Origin of the sequence: Gardnerella sp. KA00288 (assembly GCF_049244085.1) — a bacterium.
GTDB lineage: Bacteria > Actinomycetota > Actinomycetes > Actinomycetales > Bifidobacteriaceae > Bifidobacterium > Bifidobacterium greenwoodii.
Map to the genome: position 1 here is coordinate 1,112,616 of NZ_CP058373.1, position 13,606 is coordinate 1,126,221.

The 13,606-nt window shown below is 40.6% G+C and carries 5 protein-coding genes and 1 tRNA gene; 4 read left to right on the forward strand and 2 right to left on the reverse strand.

The window, feature by feature from the left end:
• Positions 1-100: 100 nt before the first annotated feature.
• The gene (locus HXT52_RS04245) at positions 101-5,650 is read right to left on the reverse strand and encodes a Rib/alpha-like domain-containing protein (RefSeq protein ID WP_421775791.1); all 5,550 of its coding nucleotides are present in this window, start codon (positions 5,648-5,650) and stop codon (positions 101-103) included.
• A gap of 1,132 nt (positions 5,651-6,782) precedes the next feature.
• Between HXT52_RS04245 and HXT52_RS04250 the strand changes: the two genes are divergently transcribed.
• The 4 genes from HXT52_RS04250 to HXT52_RS04265 all read left to right on the forward strand — a co-directional run bounded on the left by HXT52_RS04250 (position 6,783) and on the right by HXT52_RS04265 (position 13,129).
• Positions 6,783-7,433 carry a hypothetical protein gene (locus HXT52_RS04250; RefSeq protein ID WP_102694906.1) on the forward strand — a complete coding sequence of 217 codons (651 nt, stop codon included), beginning with the start codon at positions 6,783-6,785 and terminating at the stop codon, positions 7,431-7,433.
• 74 nt (positions 7,434-7,507) lie between these two features.
• On the forward strand, positions 7,508-8,638 hold the full coding sequence (locus HXT52_RS04255) for a helix-turn-helix domain-containing protein (RefSeq protein WP_421775792.1): 1,131 nt from the start codon (positions 7,508-7,510) through the stop codon (positions 8,636-8,638).
• Between the two features lie 274 nt (positions 8,639-8,912).
• On the forward strand, positions 8,913-11,066 hold the full coding sequence (locus tag HXT52_RS04260) for an ATP-dependent nuclease (protein ID WP_102695178.1): 2,154 nt from the start codon (positions 8,913-8,915) through the stop codon (positions 11,064-11,066).
• The gene (locus HXT52_RS04265) at positions 11,048-13,129 is read left to right on the forward strand and encodes a UvrD-helicase domain-containing protein (protein ID WP_421775793.1); all 2,082 of its coding nucleotides are present in this window, start codon (positions 11,048-11,050) and stop codon (positions 13,127-13,129) included. Before HXT52_RS04260 ends, HXT52_RS04265 begins: the two co-directional genes overlap by 19 nt.
• Positions 13,130-13,251: 122 nt before the next feature.
• Here HXT52_RS04265 and HXT52_RS04270 read toward each other — a convergent pair.
• Positions 13,252-13,324: transfer RNA gene (locus HXT52_RS04270), tRNA-Arg, on the reverse strand.
• Positions 13,325-13,606: the final 282 nt, after the last annotated feature.

The window sequence follows — 13,606 nt, forward strand, 5'->3', positions numbered from 1 at the left end:
TTTGGTGCGCAACAAGTTTTAGCGCGAATCGCATGCAAGCTTGTGAGCCATTTGCGTCTTTAGACCAGCCGGCGCGCAGGTTTGCGTGCAAATGTTTTCATCAGCATCGCCACCTTTCGGTAGCCCACCTTCTGACGCGCCTAAATGCGGCGCGCAACCATCCGGTGACTTTGCAGACAAAATCTTTTGCGGACGCAGAATATTCGTCAAATCGCCTAATATTCTTGACTTTTTTGACTAAACTGCGCCAAATTTCGGAAATCTTACTGTTACTGTTGCTGTTGCTATTTTGCGTAGCGAATCGCAAACCACCCATCATGCCAGCAGCCGCGCCAACAACCGCACCAACCGCGCCGACGAGCATCGCGTGACCCCACTTCGTCTGATCAACGAAGAACGCGCCGCACATAACGCACATGCCGATCATCGCCACTACCAGCAGCGCCATGCTCATCCCCTCGCCGCCGGTCTTTGGCAGCGCGAATTTAGGCGGATCAATCACGTTCACATCGAAGGAAATTCTGTTCCAATCAACAGCAGACTTTAAGCCTGCAAGCTGAACCTTTTTCATATCCGTAGACGAATACTTGTTACCCTCAATAAGACTTCCATTAACAGTGTTATTAAACACCGTCAGAGCATTAGACTTCAACGCAAACACAGCGCACGTGTATTTTCCAGCTTTTTGAGGTACACCAGCAATATCGTCTTCACTGCGAGACACAGCGCTTTCTATGCTGTTCGGATCTTTATTCTTCGTGAAACCATATAGCAAGTTAGCATTGCAATTCTTACTGTCTTGACTGCAAGACTTTCGCTGATCAGCAGTTGCAAACTTCCAAGGCTGCACACCTTCACCATAATTCTGGTTCAAGTGCATATTGAGCGTATCGTCAAGCCCGCGGCTCCACTTTTGCTCGCCTTGCTTAGTGCACATCATGCGCAATGAAATATTGCTACGATCTTTCAAGCTCCACGCAAGCACATACGGGTTCTTAGTAAGGCTCGTGCCGCTCATAACGGTAAGAGAATTACCACCATCAAGCGTGTCATGAACAGGATCAGCGTCTTTAGACCTGAGCAATGTCATCTTAAGATCCTTGTCGGCTCCACCTAAGCCTCCAACTATAACTTTCGCATACACAGGCTTACCGTTGTTTCCAGAATCCGGGTCGTCCGAAGTGGAGCCATCCGGATAATGGATGACAATCTCTTTAAAGTACGCTTTAGGAGCAACAGATTGATCTGGGTGGAAGGTCACCTTTCCGTAACGAGTGCCGTCACCATTGGCACTGTGCTTGCCATTGTGATTATTAGGATCTTTAGGATTGTCAGGCTTATTGCTCTGATCACCTGCCTTATCTGCGGCGTTACCGGCCCAATACGACCAGTCTAGAGAAACCTGCTTTCCCTTAGTTCCGTCAGCATTTACCTCAAAGCCGTGAGTAGCATCCTTAAACTCAAACCAAGTTCCATCCGGAAGCGCACCAGCCTTCACAGCATCCTGGGATTTATCTGCACCGTTAGCACTCTTAACGCTTTGCGGCACAGCATTCTCAACCTTTTGACCAGCCGTAACGCTCACATCCAAGTACTTCGGGTTGTAGAAGTGGTTGTCGTTATGAATACGAATATCGAAAGAGCCAATCTTATAGCCTTTGCTGTCTTCACCGTATGGATACTTATTGTCCTTAGTCTTATCAAACAAACCAGCAGCTGGGTCTTTGGAAGTGCTCTTCTTTATATTAGTCTTAACAGCATTCGCAAACGCCTCAGACTTATCTTTGCCACTTATAACGTAGACCTTGCACTTGTAGTCGCCAGTCTTTTGAGCCTTTCCGCCAAAATATCCGCGCGTCTGCTCGGAAGCGCCGTCAATGTCGTATAGATAGTTGTCTTTATCGCATCTCTTATCAAGACGGCACTGCTTCTGCTGCTCAAAGCTCGCATGATCCCAGATTTTCTGGCTCTTAAACCTCAAGCCGTCTTTTTCGTTCTCATCCTTAGACTTCGTGTTATTAACATGACCAGGCAGAGTGTTGTAAGTATAATCGCTATAATTGCCATCCTTGCCCTTCTTGGAGCAGATTACGTGCTGATGCAACTTACCAACAGACTTAGTCATCCACGAGTCGAATGTTGCGTCGTTAGGTAGCGACTTGCCTACTTTAAGGTCGTAACCGTTGTCCATGCCCTTATCGTAGTAATGCTTATACAAGTTAAGATGAAGTTGATTATCCTTGTCGTCGCGCGTAACATTCACCTTTGCGTACACAGGGTGCTTGTAGTTAATAGAGTCGTCATCGCTTGAAGCAGAGCCGTCTGGGTAGTGCACAACAACCTCGGCCCAGTACTGCCCATCGTCTTTCCACTTATCTGGACGGAATGTGACGGAGCCGTATTCGCGACCAGTTCCATTTAAAGGAACGACTTTGCCTTTTTCCATAACAGGCTTGCCGCTATTATCGCGCTTAACGTTGTCTTCGCCGCCCTCAAAGTTAGACCAAAGTTCCTTCTCGGATGGGAACTTGTCAGGTTGCGTTTTATCAACCTTCTTAACAAGCTTCTTAATCTCAAACCACGTGCCTGGTGGAAGAGCTTTGCCATCTTCAACGCCGCCCAAGTCTTCATCTGGAACACCGTTAGCGTTTACCTGCTTGCCATTCACCGTAATCTTCGTGTGGCTCTTTGGCTGACCGGAGCTATTAGTCTCCTTATTAGCAAACGTACCAGCTTGAATCGTTGGGATCGTCTTATAAGTCGGATTATACTTTTGGCTGTCTTTGAGCTTGATTTTAAAGTAGAAGTTGCCAGAAACCCACTCTTTGCCCTTGACGGATGCAAAAGCACCAGTATCAAAAGCAAAGACAAAACCTGCGCCGTTGTCTTTAGCTAACTTATCAAACTTTGTGAGCGCACCGTTATGCTGCGTACCTTTACCATCGTGAGCCTGGTGGAACGCGAACACCTTACACTCGTACTCGCCGCCTTCCTTAGGCTTGCCGCCAATCAGCGCGCGCGAACGCTCCATAGTGTCTTTGTTGTATTCGCTATTGTGAAGGTATGTATTTAAATCACAAGTATTCTTATCCTTGCAATTCTTATCATTACCCCTCTTCCACTGGCGGAATTCTTCAAACTGCAAGCCATTAATGTCCCCACTAGCCTTACTATTGCCCTCGGCAGGCTTAAGCAGCTTATACTTAGTGTCATTCTTCTTATGGCACACGGCGCGGAAGGTAATAGGACCTTTGGCGTTATTAGCCCACGAATCAAGCACAATGCCGTTATTCTTGTTGTCTTTTGGCGCACCTATTTTCGTGCCCTTAGAAAGCTCTTTAGGCTTATTCGCATCTCCAAAGCTCCAGCCACCAAACTGACCGTTATTTATTTGCGTACCGTCGTAAAGGTTAAGATGCAAATCGCCGTCTGTAACAGGCAACTCTTCTACCTTAACGGGTGCGTATACGACGCTTTTAGCCTTGTCAATTTTATTGTTGCTGTAATACGCGTTTCCAGCATCCACATCTTCCGACGTAGAACCATCTGGGTACGTAACAACAACAGGAGTATGCGCGCTAGTTCCCGCATCCATCTTTGTAGGAGTAAAGTGCACGCTTCCAGTCTTGCTGTTCCCCATACTAGACCACTGCAATTTGTGGTCACCAACGTATTCGTTGTCAATTTTGTATCGGTCGTTTTTATGATTTGCATCGTCTGGAATACTAAACGTTGTGCCAGCTGGAAGCGAACCAGTATAAATAGCGGACGGATTCTTCGCATGAGGATTTGCAACACTCGTTGGTGCTGCACTGTCCGCAGTGCCAACAGTGTAGAAATCCTTATTCGTTTTAATGTTATGCACAACCGTTTCGCTATACTGCGGGTTGTAGATGGACGCTTGCGAGACGACCTTGATTTTGACTTGTTGAGTTTCTGTCCAAGCTCCATCCTGATTATTCTTAGAGCATTTATAAGGGAATATATTACTATTAGGATGTCTTACGCTTAGCGTGAAAGTAACTTCATGGCCAATATCTTCTTTACGAGGATTATACGTTATAACACCAGTTTGGTAATTTATATTAACGCATCCATGGTCAGTACCTACATTACATTCTCCGTAGTCATTACGTCTAATACCCTCTGGAATACTGGAAAGAGTATACTTCACCCTATTACCTTCATTCAAAGGCTCTTCCATATTAGTTCCAGGCAAATCATCTAAGTGTAAATCTGATGTTGTTTCATCTTTGTGCTTAGTAAAATGTCCTGTACCAGATGCTCCAACCCATTCGCCAGTTTCAACATACGGCTTTAACTCGGCATTCTGGCCAAAAACAGTTACAGGAACATTGCTTATACCACCATAAGCGCTTGCACCAGTTTGATTCTTTAGCTTCTTTATATAATCTGGAAGCATTTTCTCATCATACTTAGGGTACAGCAAAGACGTTTTTTCAACAGGATTAGTGCCCATGTCGTGCTCGACTTTATCTGGAATACCGTCGCCATCGTAGTCAAGCGGACCCATAAAAGCCCATTTGCCATTATCGTCGCCCCAAGTTCCCACAGTTTTATTAGGAGAATATCCAACAAGTAAAGGAAGAAGTTCTGGGTGTTTAACATTCTCATTATAAGTGGCTGTAATATGCCATTCGTATCCACGAAGATTTCTATCTTCCCAAGACATTAATGAAGCAGCAAAGTTAGACTTCCAGTGTCTAACTGTGCACATGCCAGTACCATTATTATCTTCATCCTTGCAATCACCAAGTCGCATACTGCTAACTGCTTCATCAAAATACTCAGCAACTTTATTTGCATCAGTATTAGCTTGATTTGTATTCCATCTACCACCTGTAAAACTAGATATAGTTTCTCCCACATGAATTTTTGGATCAAGCTGACTACAGTTTCTATTACCTGGATACACAGTAAAGTCATTTGATCTTACATACTGACCAAAATTTTGACTATCCCACGCATCATCATGCGCAAAGCAGCCGTAAGAAATCTGAGTACCTCTTCTATAAGTCCTTCTACTACCATCTTCTTTAGTTATAGTTAAATCATTCTCTAAAACTCTTGGCTTAGTCTTACCAGTTCTTCTTCTATAAATCTTAACGCTGTTTAAGTCAATTCCTTTAGGCAAGAAAGCCATTATTGCAGCTCTACCCTCGCCTGAACGGTTTCCATCAATAGGTCTGTTATACTTCAAACTTTTATATAACTCACTATCTTTCATGATTAAAAAAGACCAGACAATTTTCTTATTTGCTTGATCTATATACGCATTAGGAAGAGAAATTGAGTTATACGCATTCCATGCTGGGTGATAAGTTTTTCCACCCTCATTATAAGTAACACCTTTTCCAACTACATAGCCAGAGCCCATGCCATCCCACCAAACCTGTGGATATGGATTTGTGTTCCTATCTTCATCAAAACCCTTCGCCCTATTCACTGGCGGCAAGATGAGCATTGCGAGTAGCGTTGCGACTGCTACGAGCATTGCAAAGAGCGCGCGGCGAAGAGTGTGGGAAGCGCTAGCTGCGCCATCGCGCTCGCTGGTCTTATGCCAAGCCAAAGCGCGCGACGCAAGACGACCCACTCGTGATGCGAATCCACGGAACTTTGCTGGTAACATTCTCTCGCCTTCCTAATCCTTCGCTGCAGCAAAAGCCGCAGCCTCTAAACCTCGCGTAACCATACTGTGTAGTAGCTGTGTAGCAGAGCAAACGAGCCCTGCTGACCGTCAGCCTTCTATCTAGTAAGCCGCCAACCGCAGCCTTCTATCTACCCTGCTAATCAGCAAGCTTCCAACCGAAGCTAACTAATCAGCCAACTCACTAGTCAACTAACCGTCAACCAACCGGCAACTCACTAGCAACTCACTAGCAAGTAACCGGCAGACAACCATCAACTAACTAGTCAACCAACCGTCAACCAACCAATCAGTAGTACTACTAATAAGTAGCGCCACTAGTCACACTCAAAGCCAAGTGCTCAAGCCAACTCTAAGCTAGTAGCAGTGCCGCGCATAGCAATGCAGCGCAGCGCAGCAATCCAACCACAGGTAGAGAGTATACATACCTATAAGTCCTATACGCAAGTGCGGCGACTAAAGCGGTCAGTAAAATAGTATGGTACTTTTAAAGCCTCTAGTAGTTATACCCCCCCCCCCATGAAGGATTTCAAGCAAAAAGGGCATATAATATGGCATATAATCGCACATATGGAAAAATTCCTACAATCTACTAGTATCGCTAAAAAATCTACTGAAAAATGCATTTAGAATGAATAATTTCCGGCGCAAAAACGACGAAATTGCGTCTTCGGCGTGTCTAAAGCCTGCCGCTTCCACGGGCAAAATACTACATGTGGGTATGCCGCGCGCGATTTGGCGCTATATGCTGTGGTGGAGCGGGTGGGCGAGATTCAAACCTAAACCGACAACAAACGCCGTAGAATACTCCGGCAAATGTTTCCAAAACCAGCCAAACTGACCACAAACGCCGTAGAATACTCCGGCAAATGTTTCCCAAATCCGCAAAAACGACAACAAACGCCAGTAAAAATACACGGCAAATGTTTCACTACGCCGGTCTTCAGACACGCGCGCAGCGCGACGACCTGCCGAATGCCCTACTTACTTTTCTACAAACAAAAATAGGTGTAACATTAATACATAAATTGTAAACTAAATCATAAATCGTAAAGTAAATCAAAAATTGTAAACCGCACAACTTTGATTAAACTATTGCATAGGGGGATACAATATGGACACCTCACCAGCTCTTGAACAAGTTAAAGAACTTCTTCTGCCGTTTAACTCAATTCCCAATACTGCACTTCCTTTTGCACACAATCTTATGCAAAAAGGTTTCGCAAGCATGGGAATAAACCCAATAAAATATAAAAAAGACATGTCATCCACCATTCGAACGCTTACACGTGAATATTTCGAAAAACATCCTTTTTCTGACTGGACATTAGATAATCACGTAGATCGACTTCATTTAGTTCATAAGAAAACAGGAGCTCTTGTGCGTTTTCTAAAAAAGACAGATTTTGGCAATGGACTGCCTAAAGCTGGCCATAACATTGCAAGAATAAACGATTGGTTACAGCCTTCAATTTACAATCAAAAAGATATATTTGGTAAAGGTGTAAGCAATCTATTTTTTGTTATAGCTTGGAGTTTTGCAGATAACGGATTTTCTTGCGCTGCATACCATCCTATTGGAACAGGAAATAAAGGAGTTAACGCTCCAGCTGATATGATGATTCAGCTTGGAATTGACGATAGCTTATACAGGGAAGCAAAATTCATTGCGGCAAGTGAAGAAAATGAACTTTTCATGCCTAAAATGAATACTATTATTACCGAGCTCAACAGCCAAAGCAACACAGCAACACAGCAACCTTAAGCTACAGCAGCCAAAGCTACAGCAGCCAAAGCTACAGCAGCCAAAGCAACAGAAGCATAGAAAATAAAGCAACAATGAGTGAATTTTACGAGTCTCAAATACAAGTCGCATGCGATTTTTTAGGCTGGTCATGCAGTGAACTTGCAGCTAGAACAGGTGTAAGTAGAACAACAATCAGCTCCGTAAAATACGGAAGTAAGGTTTTTACGTACGAGTTAGCGCAATTGCTAGCGTCTGCATGCAACCTTCCTATATCTTTTTTTATGCTGAAAGACAAAATACTTACAGAGCAACAACTAACTTTCCGCGCGCCTCAACGATTTTCTGCAATTCGTAAACGTCAAATTAGTGTTGAATACTCACTTCTTGCAGCAACAACTGAACGTTTGTCGCGAATGTCAAACACATTCCCAAATTCAGATTGGATTAGTAAACTTGCGCCGCACACCAATCCAACTCACGCAGAAATAGAGAGTATTGCGCAAAAAACTAGAGTGGCTCTTAATCTTTCCGAGCGTGGGACTATTCCTAACGTTTTGCGAGCGTTTGAACGCGGCGGAATATGCGTTGCTCCACTTTCGAACGTTCATGACGATTTTAATAGAGTTGACGGCGTTTGCAATCCTGAATTTAATGCCGTACCAACTATCGCATATTCAAAACAAAATAGTTCAGGAGACCGCCAACGATTTACAATAGCTCACGAAGCGGGACATCTTATTTTACAAAAATACCGTCGCAATGTTCCGCTACGAATCCAAGAAGATGAAGCAAACTATTTCGCAGCAGCATTCTTAATTCCCGAATCTGACTCTCAGGAAATGTTTTCTTCAAATATGAATCTTATGGATTTTGTTCATTTGAAAACACAATGGGGCGTGTCAATTGCATCAATGATTACGCGCGCTGCCAGATTAGGTATTATTGATAGCAATAGGCAAAGATCTTTAATGATGCAGCTCAGTGCACGTAATTGGTGCACTTGCGAACCTGTAATTGTTGATTTTGAGCAACCTATTTTATTGCGGCAACTGGTAGGTAATATCTTGGGCAATATTATAGATTCCACACACGCGCAAGCGTCGCCGCTTAACGTTGAGGGATTTCTTGGTTTACCATTTGACACAATTTCCTATTGGTGCGATGGCTTAACGCGCAAAAAAGATTCTTTCAATATTGACGAACTTCAGCAAAATGATCAATAAACAATAAAAATAAACGATAAATGCGTTACATACGTGACGACCTACCGAAGCGCTTAAAGCGTAGCGCGCGAACACCTAAGAGGCGTCATTTGCTTTACTCACACGTAACGAAAATGCCGGAAGCTGGCGTAAGAACGGCAGTGACTTTACGCGCGCATACAGAAACTAACGCGCAACAACTGTATTTTAGTAAAATGTTCTTGAGAACATAATTTATTAATATTAAAATTTATTGTGTAATCAATTCATCCGTTTAATTATGGGCAGAGTTGCAATGATTTTAAATAAGATTAAAGTAAAGAATTTCAGATTACTTAAAAATTTTGAGCTAACACTTAACAATGAGCTTTCGCTGGTTATAGGAAAAAATAATTGCGGAAAAACTTCCGTCATTTCAGTTTTGTCCAAGCTACTTAATTCATCCGAAATATTTTGGGAAGACATAAATTTAGATAGGCAAAAAGAACTGTTTGAATATTTATTACAGGCTGACGCAACCAACAACACCACAACCACCACCAGCAACCCAACCATATCCAACACTTGGGAAGCCGCAAATCTTCAACTATTTATTGAGTACAACGACACTGACACGTACACAAATATACGCAAGTTCATAATGGATCTAAATCCCAATAATAACGTCATAGTAATCGAATTCTCTGTTTACATAAGCGAAAATAATACTAAACAATTAATTGACATTCTTAATGAAAAAGATATTAAAGAGTTTAAGTATTTTTCTAAATACATGAGTAAGAATTTTAATACTTTTTTTGAGTTGGCGAAGTATTCCAGAAAGTACGATCCTTGTAAAAAAGATATAGACGAAAACACAACCGAAAACACAATCGAAAGCACAGTAGAAGTTGATAATAGCGACATTCAAAAAGTAATTAAGATTGCAGGAGTGAGAGCAGATCGCCTAGTTTCTAACGATAATTGCAATCACGTACTGTCTAATTTAGCCAGTGAATATTTTAATTCTTACAAAAGTGCAAAAGACAAAAGTGCAAAATTATTTAACGATCTCGAAAAAGAGTTAGATACATCGGATAAAAAATTCCACACTCTTTACAACGGTTCAACTGAAAACAATGGAGAACCCGTTAAGGGCATTTTTGCCGACTTAATAGATATTGTAAAAGATTATGGTAGTTTGGAAGAAAAAATAGACATCTCTATTGAGTCTTCTCTATCCGAGAAGAATTTATTAGCCGACAACACTGTACTAAACTACAGCAGTCATGGAAGTTATTCACTCCCCGAAACGTATAATGGCTTGGGGTATTTGAATCTAATTGGTATTTTGTTTGAGGTCGAAACAAAAATAAACGATTTTATTAGCAATCCGGCTGAAATAAATCTTTTATACATTGAAGAGCCTGAAGCGCACACGCATCCTCAGCTTCAGTACATATTTATACATAATATTAAAACGCATATTGCTAAGCGCACTGACGAGTTGCGAGCTCAAAATAAAAACTTGCAGCTTTTGATTACGTCACATTCTTCGCACATAGTTTCCGAATGCGATTTTAATGACATCATTTACTTTAGCAAAAAAGAAAATTCTGTTACTGCGAAAAGCTTCAAGTCTTTAATAATTGAATACGAGAAAGATAAAGATAATAAAGGTAAAAAAGCATTTACTTTTGTAAAGCAGTATTTAACTTTGAATAGGAGTGAGCTTTTCTTCGCTGATAAGGTGATTTGCATTGAGGGCGATACGGAAAGAATACTTATACCTACGATGCTAAGCAAGGTTGATAAAATAAATTCTAAAAATAATAGCAATTACAAAAAGTTGCTATCTCAAAATATTTCCATAATGGAAACTGGCGCACATTCACATACTTTTATGCATTTATTCAAATTTTTGAATATTAAGACTTTAATAATTACAGATATAGATGCTGCAACAAAGAGTGGCAAAACATACAAAAAATCTAATCCGAATGTAGCAACATGCACTACTAACCATTCTATTAAAAACTTCTTTGAGAATGACGCTGCTTTTAACAATGCTACTAATAAATTCGATAATCTTATTAATAAAGAAGCTAAAGACAAAATTCACGACAATATACGAATAGCGTATCAAATAAAAGAAAGCAACGCCGAAGAAGACGACGGAACCGATGCTGGTTATCAAGCCAGTAGTTTTGAGGATGCGTTTATATCGTTAAACAGTGATTTTATTCTGAAAAATAAAGATGGTTTCCTTAAATATGGCGCTTTGAACGAATTCAAAGACTCTGAATTGAAGTATGAAAATTACTACAAATTTGCTCTGAAAAAGGTAGATAAAAAGCCTGCGTTTGCATCGTGCTTATTATATTTAGATTGTGCGGACGGAGATGAAGATTCTCAGTGGAAGGTTCCACGATACATTAGGGAGGGATTAGAATGGCTTCAAGAGGACTAAACACAGCAACAAACACAGCAACAAACACAGCAACAAACACAGCAACAAACACAGCAACAAACACAGCAACAAACACAGCAACAAACACAGCAACAAACGCTGCCGCAAACGAAGAACAAAGAATAGAAGAAAAAGCAATTAACTGCGTAAAAAATGGTAAAAACTTCGTGTTAAACGGGGGAGCCGGCAGCGGAAAAACATACTCATTGATTTCAATAATAAATTCGCTGATTGCGAACAATAGCAACATAAAAATTGTATGCATTACCTACACTAACAATGCTGCTGACGAAATATTATCGAGATTAAATAGCAAGAATGTTATTGTATCAACTATTCACTCATTTATGTGGTCACTTATAAAAAGGTATCAGTACGAAATAAAAACTGTTTTAGTTGAGCTTATTAAAAATGATACTCACCTATTTGCATCGCCAAAAAACACTGATCAGAACGACATTACTTACGACTACTTCAAAAATCTGTATGTAGATTATGACTCTTACTATTCTATGAACACAAATAATAAAACAGTCAAAATATCGCATGATCACGTTTTAGCTATTGCAGAAAAAATATTTGAAAAATATAGTAAAATATCAGATATTCTCAAAGACACAGCAGACTGCATTTTCGTTGACGAATACCAGGATACAGATCCTCTTGTCGCTAAAATTCTTTTACAGCATCTTAAACAAAGCAAAAAGAAGAATGTGATTGGATTCTTTGGCGACCCAATGCAAGCAATATACGAAAATAGCGTTGGCGACTTAGATGTAGAAAAATACAACTTAACCGTAATAGAAAAGTATCAAAATCGCAGAAATCCTAGTTCCGTAATCACATTAGCCAATAAGTTTAGGAGTGACGGCATTAAACAATTGCCGTCGAATGATGTAAACGCTCCTAACATGGAAAACGGTTCCGTTATAAAAGGCAGTATTAAGTTTTTCTACGGAAAAGAACAGTTCAATTCTAGTATTTTTACGAAAATTTGTGATTCTGAATATTGCAAATCGTTTGATAAAAATAACGCAAAACAGCTATTCCTTACGAATAGGATTGGTTCATCCATGGCTGGATTTGATGAATTGTTCGATTTATACAATAAAGATGAAATATTCAAAATTATCAAAACTGTAAAAGAAAAAATTAAGAAGATTAATACAGATACAGATACAGATACAGATACAGATACAGATACAGATACGTATGACGATAGCAGCTTTGCTTCTTTGATAAAAAAATTTTCCATCACCGTAAACCTGAACAATCATGAAAACTATTCTTACAAAAGTGCATACAATATACTAAAAAACGAGAAATGGAAAAATATTCGCAATAAATACTTTATTGATAAAAACTCACTTAACGCATACAAATTAGATTATAGCGATGGAAAATATTCGCATAATGCTACGCGAGATAAGATTTTGCAAAGACTAGACGAGCTGGAATACGTTATAGAATTGTACGAAAACGATAAAGTTAATGATTTTCTTAAGGTAACAAATTTTGCTATTAATTGCGAAAAAGACAAACTTAATCTTAAGGAAATAATGGATAACATCTCAAAATGTAAGGATGATACTACTATAGGTGAGATTCTTAATCTCGCGGAAGAAAAAGGACTGCTTAAAAAAGATATGAACTTTGAAAATTACAAGGTTCATAATGGATTTTATTTATGGAGCAGAATAAAAGAAATAAAATTTAATCAGTACAAAAATAGTGTTGAATATTTTAGTAAACACTCTCCTTTTTGCACTCAGCACAGCGTTAAGGGAAACGAATATGATGATGTTCTAGTTGTACTGGATTCATACAATTGGCGGATGTACAATTTTGAAACGCTGTTCAAGACTAGTAGCAAAAAGAAAATACAAGAAAGAACAAGAAAACTTTTCTATGTTTGCATCACAAGAGCTAGAAAGAATTTAATCATATATATGCATATTGCAGATAAGCACACTAACTATACGCACGATGCAGAATCTGAAATAGTCAAAAAAGCCGAGAAATATTTTGGGAAAGACAATGTTATTAGCATAGATTCTATTTAGAGAGGTTTGTTGGTAAGGCGACGCTGACGCGAGAAAAGTTGCGCACATTTGGAGCGCCACACAACCCCAAACACTCCAAACGCGGGAAAAGTCGCCTGCGCAATACGCAAGAAAATCAAAAGTGGGCCTAATGGGATTCGAACCCACGACCTTCTGCTCCGGAGGCAGACGCTCTATCCACTGAGCTACAGGCCCGCGACTCGAGAAAGTATACACGCCAGTGGGGATGCAACGCGGGACGACCTGCTTGAGCGCAGCATTGCGCGCGCGAAAGCAACTCGGAGCGGAAACAAACGCCAGAGAAAAATCACGGCAAATGTGGTCAGATTCGGCAGAAACGACCACAAACGCCGGAAAAATACACGGCAAATGTGGTCAACTTCGGCAGAAACGACAACAAACGCCAGAGAAAAAACACAGCAAATGTTTCCAAAATCCGCAAAAACGACAACAAACACCGGAAAAGTGAGACAACGC

What these genes read in the sequence shown, in the direction of transcription:
- HXT52_RS04245 (WP_421775791.1), bottom strand. Translation starts at nt 5,650, where the DNA reads ATGTTACCAGCAAAGTTCCGTGGATTCGCATCACGAGTGGGTCGTCTT.
- HXT52_RS04255 (WP_421775792.1), top strand. Translation starts at nt 7,508, where the DNA reads ATGAGTGAATTTTACGAGTCTCAAATACAAGTCGCATGCGATTTTTTA.
- HXT52_RS04260 (WP_102695178.1), top strand. Translation starts at nt 8,913, where the DNA reads ATGATTTTAAATAAGATTAAAGTAAAGAATTTCAGATTACTTAAAAAT.
- HXT52_RS04265 (WP_421775793.1), top strand. Translation starts at nt 11,048, where the DNA reads ATGGCTTCAAGAGGACTAAACACAGCAACAAACACAGCAACAAACACA.
- HXT52_RS04250 (WP_102694906.1), top strand. Translation starts at nt 6,783, where the DNA reads ATGGACACCTCACCAGCTCTTGAACAAGTTAAAGAACTTCTTCTGCCG.